The sequence below is a fragment of the Aquabacterium sp. genome, from assembly GCF_048860245.1.
Lineage (GTDB): Bacteria > Pseudomonadota > Gammaproteobacteria > Burkholderiales > Burkholderiaceae_C > Aquabacterium.
Genome location: NZ_JBLIZW010000037.1, coordinates 21308 through 44385 on the forward strand (window position 1 = coordinate 21308; position 23078 = coordinate 44385).

At 61.8% G+C, this 23078-nt stretch carries 17 protein-coding genes; 7 read left to right on the forward strand and 10 right to left on the reverse strand.

The features are described 5' to 3' along the window. Window positions 1-127 precede the first annotated feature (127 nt). A complete protein-coding gene (locus tag ACMV18_RS04275; protein WP_420816817.1) occupies window positions 128-1939 on the reverse strand; it encodes a glutamine--tRNA ligase/YqeY domain fusion protein in 1812 nt (603 codons plus the stop codon). Window positions 1940-2019: 80 nt separating this feature from the next. Between ACMV18_RS04275 and ppk2 the strand changes: the two genes are divergently transcribed. Continuing rightward, complete coding sequence (gene ppk2, locus ACMV18_RS04280; protein WP_420816818.1) at window positions 2020-2847, forward strand: polyphosphate kinase 2; 828 nt, start codon at window positions 2020-2022, stop codon at window positions 2845-2847. Here ppk2 and ACMV18_RS04285 read toward each other — a convergent pair. Then, window positions 2837-3259, reverse strand: a complete 423-nt coding sequence (locus tag ACMV18_RS04285) for a DUF1289 domain-containing protein (RefSeq protein WP_420816819.1) — start codon at window positions 3257-3259, stop codon at window positions 2837-2839. The two genes, ppk2 and ACMV18_RS04285, sit on opposite strands and share 11 nt — an antisense overlap. Window positions 3260-3269: 10 nt before the next feature. Continuing rightward, complete coding sequence (locus ACMV18_RS04290; protein ID WP_420816820.1) at window positions 3270-4607, reverse strand: tryptophan--tRNA ligase; 1338 nt, start codon at window positions 4605-4607, stop codon at window positions 3270-3272. Window positions 4608-4676: 69 nt separating this feature from the next. On the opposite strand from ACMV18_RS04290, the gene purN reads away from it, so the two are divergent. Beyond that, the gene (gene purN, locus ACMV18_RS04295) at window positions 4677-5309 is read left to right on the forward strand and encodes a phosphoribosylglycinamide formyltransferase (protein ID WP_374255427.1); all 633 of its coding nucleotides are present in this window, start codon (window positions 4677-4679) and stop codon (window positions 5307-5309) included. 35 nt (window positions 5310-5344) lie between these two features. Further along, on the forward strand, window positions 5345-6685 hold the full coding sequence (locus ACMV18_RS04300; protein ID WP_420816821.1) for a leucine-rich repeat-containing protein kinase family protein: 1341 nt from the start codon (window positions 5345-5347) through the stop codon (window positions 6683-6685). A 22-nt stretch (window positions 6686-6707) separates the two neighbouring features. On the opposite strand, the gene ACMV18_RS04305 is transcribed toward ACMV18_RS04300, so the two are convergent. Together ACMV18_RS04305 and ACMV18_RS04310 are read right to left on the reverse strand one after the other, a co-directional pair. Next, window positions 6708-7913, reverse strand: coding sequence for an RCC1 domain-containing protein (locus ACMV18_RS04305; RefSeq protein WP_420816822.1), 1206 nt, complete (start codon window positions 7911-7913; stop codon window positions 6708-6710). Window positions 7914-7988: 75 nt separating this feature from the next. Then, window positions 7989-8609 (reverse strand): PEP-CTERM sorting domain-containing protein, encoded by a 621-nt coding sequence (locus ACMV18_RS04310; protein WP_420816823.1) that lies wholly within the window; start codon window positions 8607-8609, stop codon window positions 7989-7991. Between the two features lie 260 nt (window positions 8610-8869). Between ACMV18_RS04310 and ACMV18_RS04315 the strand changes: the two genes are divergently transcribed. Further along, window positions 8870-9988: a response regulator gene (locus ACMV18_RS04315; protein ID WP_420816824.1), complete on the forward strand. Its 1119-nt coding sequence runs from the start codon at window positions 8870-8872 to the stop codon at window positions 9986-9988. 11 nt (window positions 9989-9999) lie between these two features. After that, window positions 10000-13662, forward strand: coding sequence for a response regulator (locus ACMV18_RS04320; protein ID WP_420816825.1), 3663 nt, complete (start codon window positions 10000-10002; stop codon window positions 13660-13662). On the opposite strand, the gene gshA is transcribed toward ACMV18_RS04320, so the two are convergent. The 3 genes from gshA to ACMV18_RS04335 form a co-directional block, all read right to left on the reverse strand. Further along, entirely contained in the window at window positions 13620-15158 is a 1539-nt protein-coding gene (gene gshA / locus ACMV18_RS04325) for a glutamate--cysteine ligase (protein WP_420816838.1), read from the reverse strand. The genes ACMV18_RS04320 and gshA overlap by 43 nt on opposite strands. Window positions 15159-15318: 160 nt before the next feature. Continuing rightward, complete coding sequence (locus ACMV18_RS04330; protein WP_420816826.1) at window positions 15319-16341, reverse strand: DUF2804 domain-containing protein; 1023 nt, start codon at window positions 16339-16341, stop codon at window positions 15319-15321. Then, window positions 16332-17336 (reverse strand): AraC family transcriptional regulator, encoded by a 1005-nt coding sequence (locus tag ACMV18_RS04335; protein WP_420816827.1) that lies wholly within the window; start codon window positions 17334-17336, stop codon window positions 16332-16334. The genes ACMV18_RS04330 and ACMV18_RS04335 overlap by 10 nt, the downstream gene beginning before the upstream one ends. A 159-nt stretch (window positions 17337-17495) precedes the next feature. On the opposite strand from ACMV18_RS04335, the gene ACMV18_RS04340 reads away from it, so the two are divergent. Both ACMV18_RS04340 and ACMV18_RS04345 read left to right on the forward strand, forming a co-directional pair. Further along, entirely contained in the window at window positions 17496-18461 is a 966-nt protein-coding gene (locus ACMV18_RS04340) for a sterol desaturase family protein (protein WP_374255440.1), read from the forward strand. Then, window positions 18415-19680, forward strand: coding sequence for an RsmB/NOP family class I SAM-dependent RNA methyltransferase (locus ACMV18_RS04345; RefSeq protein ID WP_374255441.1), 1266 nt, complete (start codon window positions 18415-18417; stop codon window positions 19678-19680). Before ACMV18_RS04340 ends, ACMV18_RS04345 begins: the two co-directional genes overlap by 47 nt. Before the next feature lie 30 nt (window positions 19681-19710). Here the strand turns inward: ACMV18_RS04345 and epsE are convergent, their stop codons facing one another. Both epsE and ACMV18_RS04355 read right to left on the reverse strand, forming a co-directional pair. Beyond that, window positions 19711-20526, reverse strand: coding sequence for a polysaccharide export protein EpsE (epsE, locus tag ACMV18_RS04350; protein ID WP_420816828.1), 816 nt, complete (start codon window positions 20524-20526; stop codon window positions 19711-19713). 167 nt (window positions 20527-20693) lie between these two features. Beyond that, on the reverse strand, window positions 20694-23072 hold the full coding sequence (locus ACMV18_RS04355) for a putative bifunctional diguanylate cyclase/phosphodiesterase (protein WP_420816829.1): 2379 nt from the start codon (window positions 23070-23072) through the stop codon (window positions 20694-20696). Between the last annotated feature and the right edge of the window lie 6 nt (window positions 23073-23078).

The following is a 23078-nucleotide window of genomic DNA, read 5'->3' on the forward strand; positions in this document are numbered from 1 at the left end:
AGCGTAACACCACCATCGGCTCTGCCTTGACGCCATGGGACAACCGTCCCCAGCCGCTGGCATCGTCACACAGGCATGAAAAAAGGGGCGTGAAGCCCCTTTTCTGAACTGGCGAGCTGGTCGCGAATCACTTCGCCCAGTTGCCATCCTTCAAACCGGTCACCTTGTTGAACACAGGCTTGCCCGGTTGATGGTCCTTGCGGTCGGCCACAAAGTAGCCAAAACGCTCGAACTGGAACTTCTGGTCAGGCTGAGCTTGCGCCAGCGAAGGCTCCACATAAGCTGTGACCACCTTCTTGCTGTCCGGATTCAGGCTGGCCAGGAAGTCCTTGCCACCCGCATCGGGTTGCGCATCGGTGAACAGGCGGTCATACAGGCGCACCTCGGCGGCGACACCATCGGCCACACCCACCCAGGTGATGGCGGCCTTGACCTTGACCGAATCGGCACCGGGCGTGCCGCTCTTGGTATCGGGCACGACGTTGGCCAGCACCTCGGTCACACGGCCGTCGGCGTCCTTGACGCAGCCCGTGCACTCGATGACATAGCCGCCCTTCAGCCGAACCTTGTTGCCCGGGAACAAGCGCTTGTAGCCCTTGGGCGGCACTTCTTCGAAGTCCTCGCGCTCGATCCACACTTCCTTGCCAAGCTTGAACTGGCGGGGTGCAGGCGGCTCGGTCCCTTCAGGCGGATGCGGCAGTGCAGGCAGCGAGCAAGGCTCCAGATGGCCCGTGCCCATGACCTCATCCCAGTTGCTCAGCGTCAGCTTGACCGGATCCAGCACGACCATGCCGCGGTGCGCCTTGTTTTCCAGGTCGTCACGCAAGGCAATGTCGAGCGTGCTGTAGTCGATCCAGCTGTCGGCCTTGGTCACGCCAATGCGCTCGCAGAACAACTGGATGGCCTCGGGCGTGTAGCCACGACGGCGCAAACCCACGATGGTCGGCATGCGGGGGTCGTCCCAACCGTCCACCACCTTTTCATCGACCAATTGCTTGAGCTTGCGCTTGCTGGTGATGACGTAGGTGAGGTTCAGGCGCGCGAATTCGTACTGATGCGGCGCGGGCGACTTCAGCAAGCCGCCCTCGGCCAGGCGGGCCAGCAGCCAGTCGTAGAAGGGGCGCTGATCTTCAAACTCCAAGGTGCAGATGGAGTGGGTGATCTGCTCCAGCGCGTCTTCGATCGGGTGCGCAAAGGTGTACATCGGGTAGATGCACCATTTGTCGCCCGTGTTGTGGTGGGTCGCACGACGGATGCGGTAGATGGCCGGATCGCGCATGTTGATGTTGGGCGAAGCCATGTCGATCTTCGCGCGCAACACGGCCGCGCCATCGGCCAGTTGACCGTCACGCATCTCGCGGAACCGGGTCAGGTTTTCGGTGGGGGTGCGCGAGCGGAACGGACTGTCCTTGCCTGGCGTCGAGAAGTCGCCACGGTTGGCGCGCATCTCTTCCGGCGTCTGCTCGTCCACATACGCCAGGCCGGCTTCGATCAGGTACTCGGCGGCGCGGTACATGAAATCGAAGTAATTGCTGGCGTAGTACAGGTGCTCTTGCGGCTGACCGTTGAAGTCGGATTGCCAACCAAAGCCCAGCCACTTGACCGCGTCCAGGATGGCATCGACGTATTCCTGCTCTTCCTTTTCAGGGTTGGTGTCGTCGAAACGCATGTGGCACACGCCACCGTAGTCACGCGCCAGCCCGAAGTTCAGGCAAATGCTCTTGGCATGGCCCACGTGCAGGTAGCCATTGGGCTCGGGCGGGAAACGGGTGCGGATCTTGGCTGGGTCAGGCTGACCGGCTTCGTGGTGGGCGGCGTCGCCCGGGGTGCCGCCCCAGCGGCGGCTGGCATAGGTACCCTGTTCCAGATCGCGGTCGATGATGCCGCGCAGGAAGTTGCTGGGTTTCGATGGGGTGTTGTCGTCAATCGGGGCGTTCATGCCTCAATTCTATCGAGGCCTCTGGCATACGGGCGGGCTCAGGTATATCGTGGAGGCCGCTTCAACACCTTCGAGACACCATGGCCAACGGTCATCACAGCGAGAACAAGGACGGCGTGCACAAAAACGGTGCCCGCATGAGTCGCAAAGACTACGAAGAGCGACTGGAGCCCCTGCAGCTGGAGCTCAACCGCGTCGCGCGCTGGCTGCAGCACACCGGCAAACGCCTGGTGATCTTGTTCGAGGGACGTGACACGGCAGGCAAAACCGGCGTGATCAACGCCATCGCCGACAGTCTGAACCCACGCCAGATCCAGATCGTGGCCCTCGGCAAACCGTCCGAAGCCGAAAACACCCAGTGGTACTTCCAGCGCTACATCAGCCACTTGCCCAGTGGCGGGCATGTCGCCCTGTTCGACCGCAGTTGGTACAACCGGGCCGGCGTTGAAAAGGTGATGGGCTTTTGCTCGAAGGACGAATACGAGCGTTTTCTGAAGCAGGCACCCATCTTCGAGAAGATGCTGGTGGACGACGGGGTGCTGCTTTTCAAGTACTGGCTCACGGTCGATCAGACCGAGCAAGAGCGCCGCTTTGCCGAACGGCGCGATGACCCGTTCAAGCGATGGAAGCTGTCGCCCATTGATCTGGAGGCCCGCGAGCGCTACCAGGACTACGGCAAAGCCCGCGACGCCATGCTGGAGGCCACCCACACCAAACATGCCCCCTGGACCTTGGTGGACTTCAACGACCAGCGCGTGGGGCGCCTGACCCTGATCCGTCACCTGCTGGATCACCTGCCCGATTACGACGTGCCCGAACAGTGGGTGGATTTCTCACCGCTGCCGGGCAAGCTGGCCAGCGAAGCCTTCAAGGGCCCGTTGAAGCCCATTGCCCCCTTCAAGGGGTAGTGGTCCGGCGTTCGGCCGCACGCTCGGCGTAGCGATTGAAACGCCAGGCCGTGTGCTCTTGGGTGATGCGGCGCCAGGTGGCACGCTTTTCTGCGGGCGTCATTTCAGGCCAGCATTGCACTTCGGCAAAGGTGCGCCCGCAGCCTTTGCACACGGCATCACCCTGACTGGTTGAACAGATGGCGATGCATGGTGTGTCAGGCTGGCGTGCATACCAAGCCAACCAAGGCGAGCGAAACCGCTCGGGCATCGAGGCTTCGTCACACTCCTGCTCGCCGTGCTGATCCAGCAGCGCCAGCAATTCCGCCAAGGCTGACACGGCCTGCGCCACCGGCACATCCCCCACCTGGCTGGTGCGTTCACACCACCAACGGTGAGCCGCCTCGATGTCTGTGCGATGAATGCCGGCCATGGCGCTGCAATCAGGCTTTGGCCGCCTTGGCCGCAGCTTCTTGAGCCTCGTGGGCTTGCACGGCGTTGAGCGCCGCTTCAACCTCGGCACTGGCCATGCCCTCGGCCACGGCCACAGGCGCCTCCCCCAAGGCCGCAGCCCCTTCGGTCTTGAAGCGCTTGACCCAGGCGCCCGCCGCGCGCCCTTCAGCGAAGGCTTCGCTTTGCAGCAGCAAGTCCCCTGCAGCCGTTGTCAGCTTGAAATAGAACTGACCATCGGCCTCACGGTATTGCTTGAACACGGGCAAGGCCGCCTTTTCGCTGACCTCGGCCTTGGCTTGCACCGCACCCGACGCTACCATGCGGCGCAGGCCCACGGCATGACGCAGCTCCTTGAGGAAGGGGGTCGCACGGGCGCGAGCTTTGTCGGCCCCCGCTTGCAGCACCGCTTCAATCTGATCCGGATGTGCGACCAGATCGGCATAGCGCGCGCGCATCGGTCCCACATGGGCTTCGATCAGGTCAACCAGGCGTTGCTTGGCTTCACCCCACGCCAGGCCACCACGCAGATCAGCCCGGAATGCCTCACGCTGGGCCACATCGGCAAAGGCGTCATAGATGGTGACCAGGTGCGCGCCCTCTGGATCTTTGGGCTCACCGGGCAACTTCGAGTCGGTCACGATGCGCGCAATCGCCTCCTTCAAGGCCTTGGGACCGCCTTCAAACAATGGCACGGTGTTGTCGTAGCTCTTGCTCATCTTGCGGCCATCCAGACCGGGCAAGGTCGCTACCGACTCTTCAATTTCGGCTTCCGGCAGCACGAACAGTTCCTTGCCACCACCGTAGAGGTGGTTGAAGCGCATGGCCACGTCACGGGCCATCTCGATGTGCTGGATCTGATCGCGCCCGACAGGCACGCGGTGTGCGTTGAACATCAGGATGTCGGCCGCCATCAGGATGGGGTAACAGTACAGCCCCATGGTGATGTTGGCGTCCGGATCTTCATCCTTGGCGACGTTGGCATCCACCGAAGCCTTGTACGCGTGGGCGCGGTTCATCTGGCCCTTGGCGGTCACGCAGGTCAGCAGCCAGTTCAGCTCGGTGATCTCGGGGATGTCACTCTGGGCGTAGAAGGTGACGCGATCGGTGTCCAGGCCAGCGGCCAGCCAGGTGGCGGCAATTTCCAGACGAGAGCGGGCGATGCGTGCCGGATCGTCACACTTGATCAGCGCGTGGTAATCCGCCAGGAAGAAAAAGCTCTCGACCCCGGCCTCGCGGCTGGCGGCAATGGCCGGACGGATGGCGCCGACGTAGTTGCCAAGGTGGGGGGTGCCGGTGGTGGTGATGCCGGTGAGAACGCGTTGAGTCATGACGGGCCAAAAATCAAGGCAAAGAAGTGCGGAATTGTAGGACGCGCCCCCGCTACACTCTCGTTCGTCATGAAGAACATCGTCATCCTGATCTCTGGTCGCGGCTCCAACATGGAGGCCATCGTCAACGCCTGTCAACGCGAGGGCTGGCCCGCACGCATCGCGGCCGTGATCAGCAACAAGGCCTCGGCCAGCGGCCTGCAATTTGCCGCCAGCCACGGCATTGCCACGGCGGTGGTCGACCACAAGTCCTTCGACAGCCGCGAGGCTTTCGATGCCGAACTGGCCCGCGTGATCGACGGCTATGCGCCGGACGTGGTGGTGCTGGCCGGCTTCATGCGCATCCTGACCGAAGGCTTTGTGCGCCATTTCGAGGGCAAGATGCTCAACATCCACCCCTCCTTGCTGCCGTCCTTCCCCGGTTTGCACACGCATCAACGTGCGATCGAAGCCGGTTGCAAGTTGGCCGGTGCCACCGTGCACTTCGTGACCCCCGAACTGGACCACGGCCCCATCGTGACCCAGGCGGCCGTGCCCGTGCTGAGCGGCGACACCGAAGACGACCTGGCCGCACGCGTGCTCAAGCAAGAGCACGTCATTTACCCGCAAGCCGTGCGTTGGCTGGTTGAAGGGCACCTGTCCATCGAGCAGGGCATCGTGCGCCATGCGCAAGGCGCCAGCCAGGTTCGCTGGGGCGAATGAGCCCTCGACACGCGCACACATCACGCTGACCGCCCATGTCACAGGACACCTTGCGCCGTCTGCGCGCCGGTGAACTGACCGGTTGCACACGCCTGGACCTGTCTTGTGAACTGACCGACCTCCCGCCAGAGGTGTTTGAGCTGGCGGACACGCTGGAGGTCCTCAACCTCACCGGCAACCGCCTGAGGCAACTGCCCGACCTGAGCCGTTTACGGCGCCTCAAGGTGCTGTTCTGCTCAGACAACGACTTCACTGCGGTGCCCGAACACCTGGGCGCCCACCCCAGCCTGCGCATGGTGGGTTTCAAGTCCAACCTCATCCGCCATGTGCCCGACACGGCCCTGCCGCCCACGCTGCGCTGGCTGATCCTCACGGCCAACGAGATTGCTTCGTTGCCCGATTCCATCGGCCAGTGCCCCGGCCTAGAAAAGGTCGCTTTGGCGGGCAACCGCTTGCGCACCCTGCCCGAGAGCATGGCGGCCTGCCAGCAACTGGGTCTGCTGCGGATCTCGGCCAATGATGTCCAGACCCTGCCCAGCTGGTTGCTGACCTTGCCCAAACTGGCCTGGCTGGCCTATGGGGGCAACCCATGTGAGGCAAGCGCCTCGTCCCCGGACGCGCCGACGCAGACGCCGTCCTGGCCGCTCATCCCCTGGTCGAGCCTGACACTGGCCCAGTTGCTGGGCGAAGGCGCGTCCGGTCACATCCATGCGGGCACCTGGCAGCGCACGCCGTCCACCGAACCGGAAGCCGTGGCAGTGAAGCTCTATAAGGGCGCGCTGACCAGCGACGGGCTGCCGGATCAGGAACTCCAGGCCTGCCTGACCGCAGGTACACATCCGCACCTGATCCCCGTGCATGGGGTGCTGCAAGGTCACCCGGAGGATCGGCAAGGCCTGGTGATGCCACAGTTGGATGCCAGCTGGCGCGTACTGGCCGGCCCGCCCAGCCTGGACAGCTGCACCCGCGATGTGTACGCACCGGATGCGGTCTGGTCCATCGACATCGCCTGGCGCCTGGCGCAAGGCATGGCTGCGGCGACCGCGCACCTGCACGCCCGCGGCGTCCTGCACGGCGATCTGTATGCGCACAACATCCTGTGGCGCTCGGACGGGCAGGCGTTGCTGGGTGACTTCGGGGCCGCGTCCCTCCTGCCGACTGGTGCGGCGCAACGGACCACCCGCGATGCGCTGGAGAAGATGGACACCCTGGCGTTTGGCCACTTGCTCGAAGAGTTACTGCGAGGCGCCGCCGCTACCGAAAGCGATGATCCCCGCGTTCAAGCTTTACGCCACTGGCAGGCGCGTTGCACCCACGCGCACGTTGGCGAACGACCCACGATGGAAGAGGTTCGTCAGGCACTGTTCAGCGCCTGATGCTCGACGAGGTCGACGGAAACTAAAAATCCAGCCCGGCGGGCACGTTCACCGAGCAATAGGCTTGCTCGCAACTTTGCCCCAGTTGATCGTAGCTGTTGTCACCCCACACTCGCAAAAGACCGTCTTGACCCAGTGCCACGCTGTGCCAGCGACCTGCCACGGCATTGCGGTAAGTGCCAGGCACGCCGACTTGAAGCGGCGTGGGGGCATCAGCCCGGGGGGCATTGCCAATCTGTCCGCAGCAATTGCTTCCCCAAGCCCACAGACTGCCGTCTTGCTTCACCGCCAAGCCATGCCACTCGTTCATGGACACATGGGTATATCCGGCACCGGCAATCTTCACGGGGGTCCATTGGTCGGCACCAGAGCCGTCACCCACTTGCCCGTATCCATTCCAGCCCCACACATAGAGATCCCCACCCTCGGTGATCGCTGCGGTATTGGTCGGCCCCACTGAGACCTGCTTGAACTTGAGTGGCGTGCTGTTGGTGGACAAAACGACGATGTTCTGAGGAGCGAGGTTGGTCAGGTTGCTGCCGTCACCCAGTTGACCAGACCCATTCCCGCCCCAAGTCCACAGATTGCCTGCGGTGTCGATGGCGGCGGTGTGATACGGCCCAGCCGCCACGGCCTTGAACTGGGTCCCCACCATGATCTGTTTCGGCTCAGAGGTGGCGTCGCTCCCGCCATCACCCAACTGGCCATAGGTGTTCTGCCCCCAGGTCCACAAACCACCGTCACGGTCGATCGCAGCAGAGTGCGCGCCACCCGCACTCACTTGCTGATACACACCTTGGCCAACCCGAGTGGGCCGTGTCTCATCCACATTCGTGCCGTTGCCCAGTTGGCCATTTTCATTCTTGCCCCACGCCCACAAGGAGCCATCCGCCTTGAGCGCCAGGTTGTGAAACTCGCCCGATGAGACGGCGGCATAGGCTTGGGCACTGGTGGCGTCCAAGCGGGTCGGCGCCTGACTGGTCGCTGCAGTCTTGTCACAGGCGTCGCCGTAGGTCGAACAACCCCAGGTCCACAGGCTGCCGTCGGCCTTGATGGCCACAGAATGTGTGGCGCCCGCTGCCACGGCGACAAAACCCGTCGGTCGCACGGAGGGGGCATTGGCGGGCTCAGAGGATCCCCCGCCACCGCAGCCAGACAGGGACGCCGTCACCAGGATGCTGGCGATCCCCCCACAAAGACGGGCGAGAGAGTTCAATAGCGCGGACATCAAAGACACCTTGATCAGGACGGACTGAAACAGGCTCCGCGCAACCTGAGGTGGTCGCCACAGAGCCGTCCCGACTCAATGACGCGAACGGCGTCGATGGATACACGCCAGCACGGCCAAACCGGTCGCCAGCAGCGCCCAGGTAGAGGGCTCTGGCACGGCCGAAGCCGACACCTTGAAGTTGTCAAAGCCGTTGACTTCACTGTTGGCGGGGCCATAGCCATCGTGAGACTCCAGCGACACGCTGACGCTGGTCACATTGGCCAACACGGCCGACAAGTTCCCACCCCAGTTGGCTGGCGTCAAATCCGCCGAGAAGTTGGTCCAGCGGGCATCCGGTGCGCTACCAGGCGCCAAGTCAAAACTGACCTCACCGGCTGAACCCGTCAGGGTCACACGCCCGAAGTCTCCCCAGTCAGAGGCGACTCCACTGAGGTTGACGGCATCAAACGACAAGGTACCGCCCCAGAAACGGGACCAATTGCCCAGCAAGGACGAGGGCAGATACAGAGACATGATGCCGCCATCGACATCGCTTTGCACCAGATACCCCGATGCATCGTGGCTCAAGGTCCCGCCTACGGCGCTGATGCCTTGTGCATCAGCATCAAAGGTCAACTGAATGTCGCTCGCATGCGCTGCCCCCGCAAAAGCCACGCTGGCCAACGCTGCCCCCAACCAAGTTGGCATGGTCATGTTCGGTTCCTCCTGTTTGAATGTTTTGGCGGCTTCACGACGCCTCACGCCACTCTAAACAGGAACACCCCCAGCGTCACAACATTGGTACATCCGGACACCTTTTCCACCCAGCCAAGGGGGATGCGGACGGAAGCGTTCGACCTTGACCCGCATCAAGCACAAAACACCCGTGACGGTGCGTCGCACAACCGCCCCTTCACAGGGCTGCGTAGCATATTGAGTTCACCCCATTGGCGATCCCGATTGGCACATCTAGCATGGACCCCACCCCCGCGGACAAATCGGCCACCGTTCTGGTCGTGGACGACACCTCAGACAACTTGTCGCTGCTGTCCTGTCTTCTGAAAGACCGCTACACGGTCAAAGTGGCCAACAATGGCGAAAAAGCCATTCGGATCGCCCAGACGCGTCCCGCACCAGACCTGATCTTGCTGGACGTGATGATGCCGGGCGTCGACGGTTACGTCGTTTGCCGACTGCTGAAAGAAAACCCCGATACCCGCGACATCCCGATCATTTTCCTGACCGCGTTGTCAGACAGCGAGAGTGAGAAAAAGGCGCTGGAGTTGGGGGCGGCCGACTTCATCACCAAGCCCATCAACCCACCGGTTGTCTTGGCACGCGTCGCCACCCAGTTGCAGGCCAAAGCTGCAGCCGACTTTTTGAAGAATCAAAACAGCATCCTGGAACGCGAGGTGGCGCAACGGACCCAGGAGTTGACGGCCATTCAAAACGTCACCATCCTGACGATGGCCTCGCTGGCCGAAACACGGGACAACGAGACCGGCAACCACATCTGCCGCACGCAGCACTACGTCAAAGCCTTGGGGGAGCGACTCAAAAAACATCCTCGCTTCAGTCACTACCTGACGGACGAGATGATTGATCTGCTCTTCAAATCGGCCCCTTTGCACGATCTCGGCAAGGTGGGCATCCCCGATCGCATCTTGCTCAAGCCCGCTCAACTGACCGAAGAGGAGTTTGAGATCATGAAGACGCACACCACCTTGGGTCGTGATGCGATTCAGGCCTCCGAGAACCGCCTCGGCCTGGAGGTCGACTTCCTGCGTGTCGCCAAGGAAATCGCCTACAGCCACCAGGAAAAGTGGGATGGCACGGGCTACCCGCAGGGCATTGGCGGTGACGACATCCCCATCTGTGCGCGCTTGATGGCTGTGGCGGATGTGTATGACGCCCTCATCAGCAAGCGGGTTTACAAGCCGGCTTTCACGCACGATGCGGCGGTCACGATCATGGTGGCTGGCCGCGGCACCCACTTCGATCCGGACGTGCTGGACGCGTTTCTGGCATTGCAAGATGAATTCATCGCCATCGCGGAGCGCTTCGCCGACGAAGGCACCCCGCCCCCAGGTTAGGACTTTGTTGCATGCCTCCAGCGCCCAAACTCATCTCTCCCATCGGACGCCAGGTAGTCACTCTGTTCATCAGCCTGCTGATCAGTGCGGGCGTGGCTGGCATCTGCGATCACTTCTATCGCCAACAGGCCCTGCTCGACTACCGTGACAGCCTGCACGACCAGATTCAGCAAGATCGCGGTCTGCTGGAAGAGTTGACGCTCAACAGTCAGTCCATGGGTGCCCTCAAACTGGCGGGCCAACTGGAGCAGGAAACCAAGGCGCTTGCCTTGCTGCCTGCACCGCCAGCGGCCAAGGAAGGCCAGACGTTGAACACGTCGGCGCTGGACGCCATCGCACACAACATCGGCGCCAACCATGTCTTCGTCACGAATGCACGCGGCATCATCACCGGCGTCTGGGACCACACAGGCAGCCAACGCGTACTCGGCAGTGACCTGAGTTTCCGGCGCTATTTCCAGACGGCCATGCGCGGCATTCCGAACGTCACCGCCGCCATCAGCCAAAGTACCGGACAGCGCATGATCTACATGGCTGCCCCGATTTACCAAGATCGCACTGCCGCCAGCCCGATCATCGGCATGCTCGTCGCACGCCATGACCCCGACTTCCTCGATCGCACGCTGCACACGGTGGGCGCATCCATGGGTTTACTGGTCAGCCCCCACAGCGTGGTCATGGCCAGCAGTCAGCCCCAGTGGCTGTTCGCCTTGGTGGGTGGCGATGCCTCCCCAGTTCGTCAGCAAGCCCTGCAAGCGGCGGGACAGTATGGCCCCCTCTTCGCAGCAGGCGCCCCCCTCAAAACCTTGCCGAGCCTGGATGGCGACCTTCTCTCGCTCCCCTCCGGACAATACGCCGTCGGACGTGAATCGCTGGACTGGCGAGATCCTGCAGGCAACTGGACCATGGTCAGCCTGACCCCGTTGGATGCCATCACGCCGCCGCAGAGCCGCATGGTGGTCATGGCATCTGCGTTCTTTGCCAGCCTTGGCACCTTCTACCTGTTTGCGCTGATGTTCCGCAATCGCACCTTGCGAAGGGAAAAGGCCGTGCAGTTGCGCCACCAACTGGGTTTTCAGCAGGCTTTGATCGACGCCATCCCGACGCCCCTTTTTTACAAGGATGCCAACACCCGCTTCCTGGGCTTCAACAAAGCGTATGAGGACACCTTCTCGGTCAAGCGTGATGACTTGATCGGCAAAGCCGTGCTCGACCTGGATTACCTGCCGGAAGCAGATCGGCAGGCCTATCAGGCAGAAGATCAGGCCATGATTGCCACGGCAGGATCGGTTGAGAAGCTGATGCCCATCCCATTTTCGGATGGCCAACTGCACGACACGCTCTACCGCGTCAAAGGCTTCCGTAATGTCGATGGCTCACCGGGTGGTCTTGTGGGCACGTTCTCGGACATCACCCCACTGACGCAAGCCAAGAAAGCCGCTGAAGTGGCCACACAGGCCAAAAGCGAATTCCTGGCCAACATGAGCCACGAGATCCGCACACCGATGAACACGATCATCGGCATGTCCTACCTGGCTCTGAAAACCGATCTGAGCCCCAAGCAGCGCGATTACATCCAGAAGGTGCATCGATCAGCGGAAGGCTTGCTCGGCATCATCAACGACATTCTGGACTTCTCCAAGATCGAGGCCGGCAAGCTGGAACTGGAACAAGTCGGTTTCCGACTGGAAGATGTGCTGGAAGAGCTGTCCAACATCATCGGGATTCGTGCAGAAGACAAGGGACTGGAACTGCTGTTCAAGATCGACCCGAGCGTCCCCACCATGCTCATGGGTGATCCCCTGCGACTGGGCCAGGTCCTGACCAACCTCTGCAGCAATGCCGTCAAATTCACCGACCAAGGTGAGGTGCTGGTCTCGGTCGAATCAACCCAGCGCGACGAGCAAGAAGCGGTGATTCACTTTGTGGTCGAGGACACGGGCATTGGCCTGACGGAAGAACAGCGGGAACACCTGTTCCGCTCGTTCTCGCAAGCCGATTCATCCACCACGCGCAAGTATGGCGGGACCGGATTGGGGCTGGCCATTTCCAAGCGTCTGGTTGACATGATGGGGGGCAAGATCTGGGTGGAGTCCGAGTTTGGAAAAGGATCGCGCTTTCACTTCGAGGCACGCTTCGGTGTGCAGACGCATGTCGAGCCACGCCGCATGATTCAGGCAGAGGACCTGTGCGGCAAGCGGGTCCTGGCCGTGGACGACAACACGTCCGCGCGCGAAATCCTGGCCTCGATGACCAGGGCCTTTGGGCTGTCGGTCGATGAGGCCACCTCCGGCTCCGATGCATTGAAAGTCATCCGCCAGGCCAGCGAGTCGGGGCATCCCTATGACTTGCTGCTGATTGACTGGCGCATGCCCGGCATGAACGGCATTGACACCGTGCATCAGTTGCAAGCGGCCATGGAAGATCAAACACCCGCCGTGATCATGGTGACCGCTTTCGGGCGCCAGGAGGCCCTGGATGATGCGCGGCTGCAAGGCGTGCAACTCAAGTCCGTTCTCAGCAAGCCCACCACGGCATCCACCCTGCTCGAAGCCATCAGTGAAGGCTTGGGCCACGCCTCGCCGGCCGAGACGCGCGCCACACAGCGCAGCGAAGAGCTTGAAGAGTCCGTCATCGCCATGCGAGGGGCACGCATGCTGGTGGTGGAAGACAACGAGATGAATCAGCAATTGACCGTCGAGTTGCTGGCACGAGCCGGCATTGACACCGTGATTGCGGCCGATGGTCAGGCGGCCTTGGACATTCTCCATGCCGACCACGCCTTTGACGGCGTGCTGATGGATTGCCAGATGCCCGTCATGGATGGCTATACCGCCACGCGACACATTCGCGCCAACAGTCAGCTGTCACACCTGCCGATCATTGCCATGACGGCCAACGCCATGGCTGACGACAAAGCACTGGCACTTCAGGCTGGCATGAACGACCACATCGCCAAGCCCATCCATGTCGAAAAGATGTTCACCACCTTGAGCCAGTGGATCAAGCCGGCACACCCCAGCAACGCCGCAGATGCCGCGAGCAGACGCGTCAGCGCGGCCCCTGCCCCCAAGGATTTCCCGGCCTTGGCTGGCATCGACACGCAAGCTGGTCTGTTGCGCTCACTGAATGATCCACAGCTGTACATGCGGCTGCTGCGCAATTTCCTGAACAACTACGCTCACTTCAACGAGCAGTTTGCGCAGGCGCTGTCGGCACATGACTTTGCAACGGCCACGCGCCTGGCTCACACACTGCGTGGCAGTGCTGGCACCATCAGCGCCAACGATCTGGCCACCACGGCCCATGCACTGGAGCAAGCTTGCGCGAGCCGTGCGCCAGGCGAGCAAATCGCCTCACTGCTGCAAGTGACCAGCACCGTGCTCGCCCAAGTGCTGGATGGGCTGACCGCGTTTTGCAGTGCGCACGACACACCTTCCCCCCAAGCCGCAACCGATCAGGTGGACGAAGCTCACCTGAAAGCGTCACTGCAGCAATTGCGAGAATTGCTGGTCAACAGCGACAGCGAGGCGGTCGACGTGCTCAACGGTCTCATGCAGTCCATCGCAGGACATCCGTGGGCAGACCGACTGCGTGCGACGCACAAAGCCGTCAGCGATTACGACTTTGATCAGGCCGTGGTCGAACTGGATGCGGCCACCGTCAGCCCTTGAGGATCAATGTAGGCCTGACGGAACAACTCGAAAGGCAGCACATCCTCGGACTCGATGCGCGCCTGCTCCGCAACCGACACATCGGCCATCTGCCGCCAGACGGCCTGTTGATCATCGGTCAATGACACACCGCACAGTGATTGTTTGACCAGACCAGAGCGGTCCAGCGCAAACGCATCAAAGCGCCCCGCATACTGATCCTGAATGGCGGCCAGCACCCGGGCAGAAGGCAACTGTTCGACCGCCAGGAAATCCTCACGCGCACGTGCCCACGACGTTGCGTAAGCGTGCCCACCACACGCCGCATCCATGGCCTCGGCCACCGCCACGCCCTCGTCCAGCAGTGCCAGTCCCCAGTCCGCCAGACTGATCGGCTGACCCTCTCGGATCAATTGCAAACCGGGCTCGCGCCCGCGCGAGGCGGCGAGCAGCAGGTTCGATTGCAGCGCGCGCACCTCATCCGGGCTATCTGGCGGGCTACTGGACAGCATGGCCTGCAACAGGAACACATCCAGCACCCTTGCCGTGTGCGCATCAATGCCCACGTCCAAGAATGGATTGACGTCCATGCAGCGCACTTCCACGTACTCCACACCGCGCTCACGCAGAGCATGCAAGGGACGCTCGCCCGAACGAATCACGCGCTTGGGACGAATGGTGCTGTAGAACTCGTTTTCAATCTGCAGCAAGCTGGTGGCCAACTGACGATAGCCGCCTGCAGGGTCGTGAATGCCAATGGCTTCGTAAGGCGGATACGGAACGGTCAGCGCCTCATGCAGGGAATCGGCGTACCCTTCCAGATCGTTGTAGCTCACACACAGCGCAGACTGCGCATCGCTTTGGTAGCCCAATCGCCCCATGCGCAAAGACGTTGCATACGGCAGGTACAGCGTATGCGCACTCATGGCGTCCAGACCATGAGGTTGCCCGGCCGCAAACGCCGATGTCACGGCCGGCGATGCGCCGAACAAGCGCAACAGCAAAAAGGAGTGGCGCCGGAAATTCCGGATCAACGCGAAATAGTCTTCGCTTGTTGCGCCGGGGAAGGACCAGTTGTAATGAATGCCCGAAATGGTCTGCATGCGCGAGCCATAACGGTGCGACAAACCCAATCGATAGACCCGCTTGGCCTGCCCCACATTCGAGCTGCCGTAATACCCGATGGGAATGTCCGCATCGGGTGGCAACTGCCCGGGCATGCTCGCCGCCCACATGCATTCGTCGCCCAGAGATTGCAGCACCACACGGTGGATGGTCTCCAGCTCGTGCAGACAGTCTTCGACACGCGCATGCACCCCGGTCACGAGCTCCAACTGAGACTCGCTGAAATCGGTGGTGATATGAGGATGCGTGAGGGCAGAACCCAGCACAGCGGGATGCGGTGTACGCGCCAGACTGCCGTCGGGCTGGACTCGCAAGCCTTCCTTTTCGATGCCGCGCTGCATGCCGCGCAGGCGTGCAGCATCCAGCTCGCGCAAACGTTGATGCAAGGTCACAACGGGCAAAACCCTCTCCTATCGACTCAGGTGCATGCACAAACAAGGTGCTGCACGGGCGCCGATTGTGCGCCAACCCGCCGACGCTTGCATGACAGCCCAAAGATGACCTTTGGACCTGGATCAAAGAAGACTGAAAGGACGATGCCGCCCGCCTGACTCACCAGCGTGAACGGTGATCTTCCGTCACGCCCAACAGGCCATCCACCGACACAGCAGGCCCACCGGGACGCGCCCGCACGATGCCATGAAATGTCCCTACGGGCTGTATGTAATAACTCGCGGCCACCACGAGGTTGCGATCGGCTTGTCGTGCCCCCTCCGGTCTGAAATGCAGATCCAATAAGCCGTCATCGGTGTGCACACGCCATGGCGACAACGGGCGCTGCGGATCAAAATCAAACTTGGCGGCCCCCAGCGGAATCAAGGCCCCGTCCAGCCACAAGACATTTTCCTGATTGCCGAAATAGCCTTCTTGCAGGTTAAAGCCCACGCGTCGGTCGTGCGCACACGCCCATCGCCAGGCCGTGTCTCTGGCCAACAAGCCATTCGAACTGTCCAGGCTACCCAGCGCGCTATGCAGCGCATGTCGCTCGCCATCCAGTTCAAATTCGCCCACCACCGGCAAACCGGGTGACTTTTGTGTGGCGTGCACCAGCCCCTGGTCCACCGGCCCAACCGCCAGCAAAAACGGCGGCGCCTGACGCCATGACAGATCACATCGCAACTGAAGCCGACGCGTCTTCACACGCACCGCGATCACATCCCCCTCGGTCACGATGGACAGGGCCGCTCCCAGGCCTTTGAAACGAGCCTCCCCGCCCATCACAGGCTGATCCGTGATGCCGCCAGACCAGCCGGGCAAACCATCCTGCGTCCAATCCAGCACGACCTTCTGGCTGCGGCGATCAAACACGTACACGAACGACGACATGCACCAGCCCACATCGACGATCGCCACCCCGATGAACCAATGCGCATGCCCCACGCCCACGTACTGCCAGCGCTTGTGATGCAGACGCGTCCACAGCGCCGACCGCTGCCAAGGCCCACGCAATGCGCGCCAGTCAATGGTGTCGATGCATCCGGCATAACGGCCCATGGCCGGCTCACCGTCCATCACCACGGATGACGGGGGTGACAACAGACTGACAGACCAAGGCTCGGACGAGGCTACCGACATGAAGGCACTTTCTGATGCAAACGTCGCCACTGCGCTGGGGTCGCACCGGTCCACGACCGAAATGCACGGGTGAAGGCACTTTGCTCTGAATACCCCATCAGCAAGGCGATTTCCGCCACATCCAGATGGGCGTCTTTCAGATGGCCTTCTGCCAGGTGGCGGCGGGTGTCATCCAGCAAACGCTGAAAGGTGGTGCCTTGTTCTGCCAGCCGCCGCTGCAGGCTGCGCACACTGGTGTGGTGGACCTCGGCCAAGGCCGCCAACGAAGTTCTGCCCTCGCGGATCAGGGGGACCAAGGTTCGGCGCCACGCATCGACCGCCGCCGGCACCCGAGAGACTTCATCCAGCAAAGCCTCTGCCTGCTTGTCGAGCAAGGCCAACAGCGCCGGATCAGACTTGCGCAGCGGCAAGGCCAAGTACTCATAGCCAAAGACCAGGCTGGTAAGGTCCGCATCAAAGCGCACCTCACAACCAAAGAAATCTTCGTAGGGCTGAACATCCTGGGGACGGCTGTTCACGAAGCTGACCGCCTTCAGCGGCCAGTAGCGTCCGGTCATGTCGCGTGCCAATTGCACCAGTGACGCAATGGCCGTCTCATCCACCAGCGCGCCGGGTCGCCCGCGGTCTACACCCCATTCCACCGAGACGCCATTCGGGTCCATGGAGACCGTGGCCAGGTTGGCGTCGTACACCGAGGCGTGATAACGCTCCAGACGCTGCAGCGCCTCCAGCAAATGCCCGCATGCCAACGCGGCATACCCCACCACCCCAAAGTGACGTGCGCTGACGCACTCAGCAATGCGCAAGCCCAGTCCAGGCCGCTTCTTTTCCAGGACATCCACGCGGCGCAACCAATCCTGCCATTGCGGCATGGGCACAAAGTGCTGCTCTGGTTCGGGGCGAGCATCCAAGACGCGCGCAGGATCCAGCCCCTGGCGTTCCAGGTACTCATACAAGAGCAGAACGTAGGACGCAGCAACGCGGGATTCGGCCATGTCAGCGCATTCGCAATGGAGTCGGGATCATGCCGCGACACCCGGCCCCTCACCATTCGGGGTAGCCGCTAGGTCGTCGGCACGATGCTGGCGTGATTTGTCAAGAAATTCGACGACGAGTGAGGGAGCATCGGCCAGCGCCCATCTGCCCTTCACGCCATGCTGACACCCGACACGCTGATCACGCCCCTGATTCAGGCTTTACCTGACTGGCTGCCCCACACCGAATGGCATGACTGGGTCATCGTGATGCTGTCCCCTTTGTTTTTGTTGGCAGTCGGGCTGGAATGGTGGCACTACCGCCGTCAGGATCGCCAAGCCACACACCCCATCTATGCCTGGGCTGACGCCTGGGCCAGCATTGGTCTGGGCGGCGTCTACCTGGTGCTGGATGTGTTCATCGTGGCAGGCCTGGTGCTGCCCGCCATGCAAGCGCTCTACACCTGGCGCCTGACCACCATCGCCATCACGCCCTGGAGCCTGTTGGCCCTGTGGCTGGGCGTGGAGTTCTGCTACTACTGGTTTCACCGAGCGAGCCACCGCGTCCGCTGGTTCTGGTGTGCCCATGTGGTGCACCACGGCTCAGAGCACATGAACTTCACCACAGCCATGCGCCAAAGCTGGCTCTACAGCTTTGCGGGCAACTGGCTGTTTTACCTGCCCATGGTGCTCATCGGTTACGACCCGGTCTGGGTGATGGTGGTGCTGTCGCTCAACCTGGGCTATCAGTTCTTCATCCACACCCAGTGGGTGACCAAGCTGCCCCGGCCCATTGAATACCTGTTCAACACACCTTCGCACCACCGCGCGCATCATGGCCGCAACCCGCAGTACATCGACCGCAATTACGGTGGCACCCTGATCGTCTTCGACCGGCTGTTTGGCACCTTCGTTGAAGAGGTGGAACGCCCGGACTACGGCATCGTGCGACAGGTCAAAAGCTACAACCTGTTGTGGCTGACACTCCATGAATGGGTGGACATGATCCGTGACATCCTGCGCCCCGGCCCCCTCGCCTTGCGCCTCAAGCATCTCTGGGCGCCCCCAGAGTGGGACCGAACACAGGATAATCCCGGTTATGCATCCGAACGCCCTACTCGACCTCACCACACAGCTCGTCCGTGAGGTGCTCAAGCTTGACGCCCCGGCCGACAGCATCGTTTCCTATTTTTTCCGCACCCACCGCGAGCTGGGGCAACGCGAACGCCACGCACTGGCTGAGACCTCCTACGCCGTGCTGCGTCAGCGCCTGCTGTGGGCCAACCTGGCCCAATCCGGCCACGGCCCGATGGAACGGCGCCTGGTTCTGCTGGCCTGGCAAGGCGAACCGCACGTCCTGAAAAAGGGCATGACGGCCGACGAGGCCGCCTGGCTTGAACGTGCCAGCGCCATCGATCGCAGCGCCCTGCCCGACAAGTTGCGCCACAACCTGCCCGACTGGCTGTCCAACAGCCTGCGTGATCAACTGGGGGCTGACGACTTTTGGGCTTTGGTGGACACCTTCTCGGCAGGCGCCCCGCTGGACCTGCGCGTCAACGCGCTGAAGAACAAGCGTGAGGCCGTGATCGAAGCCCTGGCAGCCGCCAACATCCAGGCCGAACCGACGCCCTACTCTCCGCTGGGCATCCGCATCCAGGGCAAGCCAGCTTTGCAAAAGCTGCCGCTTTACACCGGCGGTGAAGTGGAAGTGCAAGACGAAGGCAGCCAACTGCTGTCCCTGCTGACGGGTGCCAAGCGCGGTGAAATGGTCGTGGACTTCTGCGCCGGTGCCGGTGGCAAGACCCTGGCCTTGGGCGCCATGATGCGCAACACCGGCCGCCTGTACGCGTTTGACGTGTCGGGGCATCGCCTGGAGAACCTCAAGCCCCGCCTGGCACGCAGTGGCTTGTCCAACGTGTACGCGACCCAAATCGCCCACGAAAACGACGACCGCATCAAGCGCCTGCGCGGCAAGATTGACCGTGTACTGGTGGACGCGCCCTGTTCGGGCCTGGGCACTCTGCGCCGCAACCCCGATCTGAAGTGGCGTCAAAGCCCCAAGGCGATTGAAGAGTTGCAAGTCAAGCAGAAGGCCATTCTCAACAGCGCGGCCCGCCTGCTCAAGCCGGGTGGACGCCTGGTCTATGCGACCTGCAGCGTCATGCCTGCCGAAAACGAGGTGGTGGCCAACGCCTTCACCGAAGAGCACAAAGACTTTGTGCTGCTGAACGCGGCGGAGCAACTGGACAAGATGGGCGTGAGCCAGGCCGAATCGCTGGTCACCCCGGCTGGCCACCTGCGCTTGTGGCCGCACCGTCACGCGACCGACGGTTTCTACGCCGTCGCGTGGGAAAAGAAGGCCTGAGGCATCAGGCCTTCTTCAAGGAGAGCCTGATCAGAACAGGCTTTCCTTCACATACACCACATCGCCGGGCTGCAGCTTGTCATTCATGCCCGGCTGCACGATCTTGACCTCGCCAGCCTCGTCCCGGCGGTGCACACGGATGCCGCGCTCGGTCCCGCGCAGGGTCAGGCCACCGGCCGTCGCCAAGGCTTGCAGCAAGGTGGTGTCACGCAACAGGATCTGTGCACCGGGACGTTGCACTTCACCGTAGATGTAGATCTGCGGCGCACGGTCTACCCAGATGCTGTCGCCATTTTGAAGTGGCAGGTCGGCCACCGTACCGCTGGAAGCGAACACCTTGGGGAAGTCGATTTCCTTGCGGAAGGGTTTGCCGTCACGCAGTCCCGACACCACCACGATGTCCGAGCCACTGCTCTGCACGATGCCACCCGCTTGCGCCAGGATTTCGCTCAGCTTGGAGTTCCCGGCTTCGAGCGGATAGCGGCCTGGGCGATTCACCTGCCCCAGCACCGACACCTGATTGGCCTTGACGGCCAGCACCAGGATGGACACCTGAGGCTGCTTCAAGAAATTGCCGTCACGCAAACCGTTGGCAATTTTCTTTTCGGCATCGGTCACTGACAAACCGCCGATCTTCACATTGCCCAGCAAGGGATACGAGATGCTGCCCCCTTCGGTGATGCGCGTTTCCAGCAACAGATCGGGATTCTGATACACCGAGATCCGAATCTGGTCACCTGCCCCCAGCACGTACTCGCCACTCACGGCCTGTGCCTGGCTACCCATGGCCATCACCATCAGCGCGGTCGCCATCAACCAGCGGACCGCATCACGCATCCAATTCATGGTTCAACATCCTCTGTAAGAAAAATACTGCACCGGGCCGCAATGCGGGCGCCTTCTCTGCGGGGCTCAATGTATCAGCGTAAACCAGCCTGATGAGTGAGCTGCCAGCACACCCACCACGACTCGGTGGCCGCGGTTTCCCTTAGCGAACGGGACGATCAGACCGCCTAGGCAGCGGACAGATGCGTACGGCCCAAGTAAGCATGGACCTCCTCGGCCGGCATAGGGCGAGAAATCAGGAACCCTTGGACATCGTCGCAGCCCAGGGCCTTCAACATGACCAGTTGCTCAACGGTCTCAACGCCTTCCGCGGTCGTACGCAAACGCAGGGCTTGAGCCAGACTGACGATTGCCGTCACCACAGCCTGTGCGTCCTGATCACTGTCCAGCGAGCGCACGAACATACCGTCGATCTTCAATTTATCCATTGAAAACCGACGCAAATACGCCAATGACGAATACCCCGTTCCAAAGTCGTCCATGGCGACACGAACACCACGACTGCGCAAGGCCATCAGGGTAGCTTGAGCCCCCAAATGGTCCTCGATCAAGGCCGACTCCGTGATTTCCAACTCCAAGCGTTCGGGTTGCAATCCCGATGCCGCCAAAGCCTCGTCCACCAAATCCAGAACGACCGAACTCCGGAACTGAATCGCAGACAGATTGACTGCGACCCTCAGGGGAGCAGGCCAAACCGCTGCAGCACGACAAGCTTCTCGCAAGACCCAACTGCCTAGTGGCACGATCTGCCCCGTCTCTTCGGCGACAGCGATGAACTCACTGGGACCGATCAAGCCACGTTGACCATGCTGCCACCGCACAAGCGCTTCGAAGCCGGTCACCTCACCGGTTTCCAGGTTCATTTGAGGCTGGAAGAACAGCTTGAACTGCTCCGCAGCCAGGGCCTGCCCCAACTCGGATTGCAGTCGCGCACGTGCTTTGGCATTGTCCGCCAGACTGATGTCAAAGAACCGAGCTGTATTGCGGCCTGCCGCCTTGGCGGCATACAAGGCCAGATCCGCACACTGAAGCAGCGACTGCGGATCTCGCCCATCACGCGGCGCCAAAGCCACCCCGACACTGGCGTGCACCTCGACCAGAACATCGTCAAGCTGACAAGGCTCGCTGACCACCGCCAAAAGACGCTCCGCCATCGCGGCAGCCTTCTTGGGCGTGACATAGCGCCAAGTCAGCAGGGCGAACTCATCACCGCCAAGACGTGCCAACAAGTCCCCTTCTGCCAGGCAGGTCTTCAGGCGCCCCCCCACACGACGCAACAACTGATCGCCCACGCCATGCCCCAGCGAATCGTTGATGTGCTTGAAGTTATCCAGATCCAGAAACAGCAGTGCGCAGGGGCGCGGCTCTGCGGTGCTGGTGACCTCTTGCCGCAACCGCTCCAGCTCTGTGCTGAAGCGATGCCGGTTCGCGAGTCCAGTCAGCGCATCAAAGTTGGCCAGTCTGGCCAGTTCATCACGCGCCTGACGTGTGTGGGTGATGTCCGACCCCACTCCCCGCCAACCGGCGGCACGCCCCTTTTCGTCAAACAGGGGCTTGGCCGAGAGGGACCACCAGTGAATCTCGTGAGCCACCTCCACCGGTAACTCCAGATCCCGGAAGGGCTGCCCCAAGCGCATGCAGGACGTCAGCTTGGCCAAAGCAGCAGCGCCCTCGGCGTCATCAGGCGGCACCATCAAATTGAGCAAATCGATGAAGGTGTGCTGCAGCAACTGCTTCGCAGGCAGGCCAAACGACTCGGCCAGGCGATTGGACACATGGCGCAAGTGACCGGTGGACGAGATTTCCCACAACCAATCAGAGGCATGCTCCTCAAAATCTCGCAGCAACAAGTCAATCAACTGGCGCTGACGATCCGTTTCCGCCTCCACACGCAGCCGGCTCATGAAAACACGGCCGTTGGCATAGCTGACGCCGAACATGATGGGCGCATACACCAGCATCAGGATCAACAAGGTCCGACTGTCGGCATAGTCGGATCGGCTGAGCCCGATGACACTGGCAACGCACAGGGTGAACACATACGCCCAGGCCGCCGGGACCATGGGGCTGAGCATGAAGGCGCCCCCGCAAATGGTGCCGACCACCACGGTCGAAATCAGCAGAGCCCCTGCGTGATCACTCTGAGGAAAGACCGCGGCGGGCAGAAACGCCCACAAACAGGCAAACAAGGTGACCTGCGCCACGATGAGTTGCGTAGCGCGTCGCGTGGCGATGGGGCGCGGGGCGCCCGATACCAATCTGCGCCACCACACGGCCGCAACAGGCAGAGACAACACGACAGCAAAACACCACGCTGCCAGGATCACAGGGGGTTGCTTGCCCCAGAAAACCCAACACACCCCGATCGTGTTGACGGCATTGCCCAGCATGAGCAAGGGCAGCAAACTGACCAAGGCTTGAATCTGACGGGCACGGAAGAACCCGGCCAGCGGACCATCCACCGCTTCGCTCGGGATGACGTCATGGCCCCATTGCGCGAAGCGCGACGGCCACCCGCCCTTGACGGAATCTTGTGGGAGAGGCATCCCGAC

Bases quoted from the DNA above. Each gene is read 5' to 3' on its own strand.
- ACMV18_RS04340 (WP_374255440.1), top strand. From the start codon at position 17,496: ATGCTGACACCCGACACGCTGATCACGCCCCTGATTCAGGCTTTACCT.
- ACMV18_RS04285 (WP_420816819.1), bottom strand. From the start codon at position 3,259: ATGGCCGGCATTCATCGCACAGACATCGAGGCGGCTCACCGTTGGTGG.
- ACMV18_RS04305 (WP_420816822.1), bottom strand. From the start codon at position 7,913: ATGTCCGCGCTATTGAACTCTCTCGCCCGTCTTTGTGGGGGGATCGCC.
- purN (WP_374255427.1), top strand. From the start codon at position 4,677: ATGAAGAACATCGTCATCCTGATCTCTGGTCGCGGCTCCAACATGGAG.
- ACMV18_RS04315 (WP_420816824.1), top strand. From the start codon at position 8,870: ATGGACCCCACCCCCGCGGACAAATCGGCCACCGTTCTGGTCGTGGAC.
- ACMV18_RS04310 (WP_420816823.1), bottom strand. From the start codon at position 8,609: ATGACCATGCCAACTTGGTTGGGGGCAGCGTTGGCCAGCGTGGCTTTT.
- ACMV18_RS04345 (WP_374255441.1), top strand. From the start codon at position 18,415: ATGCATCCGAACGCCCTACTCGACCTCACCACACAGCTCGTCCGTGAG.
- ACMV18_RS04355 (WP_420816829.1), bottom strand. From the start codon at position 23,072: ATGCCTCTCCCACAAGATTCCGTCAAGGGCGGGTGGCCGTCGCGCTTC.
- epsE (WP_420816828.1), bottom strand. From the start codon at position 20,526: ATGAATTGGATGCGTGATGCGGTCCGCTGGTTGATGGCGACCGCGCTG.
- ACMV18_RS04290 (WP_420816820.1), bottom strand. From the start codon at position 4,607: ATGACTCAACGCGTTCTCACCGGCATCACCACCACCGGCACCCCCCAC.
- ACMV18_RS04300 (WP_420816821.1), top strand. From the start codon at position 5,345: ATGTCACAGGACACCTTGCGCCGTCTGCGCGCCGGTGAACTGACCGGT.
- ACMV18_RS04335 (WP_420816827.1), bottom strand. From the start codon at position 17,336: ATGGCCGAATCCCGCGTTGCTGCGTCCTACGTTCTGCTCTTGTATGAG.
- ACMV18_RS04320 (WP_420816825.1), top strand. From the start codon at position 10,000: ATGCCTCCAGCGCCCAAACTCATCTCTCCCATCGGACGCCAGGTAGTC.
- ACMV18_RS04330 (WP_420816826.1), bottom strand. From the start codon at position 16,341: ATGTCGGTAGCCTCGTCCGAGCCTTGGTCTGTCAGTCTGTTGTCACCC.
- ACMV18_RS04275 (WP_420816817.1), bottom strand. From the start codon at position 1,939: ATGAACGCCCCGATTGACGACAACACCCCATCGAAACCCAGCAACTTC.
- ppk2 (WP_420816818.1), top strand. From the start codon at position 2,020: ATGGCCAACGGTCATCACAGCGAGAACAAGGACGGCGTGCACAAAAAC.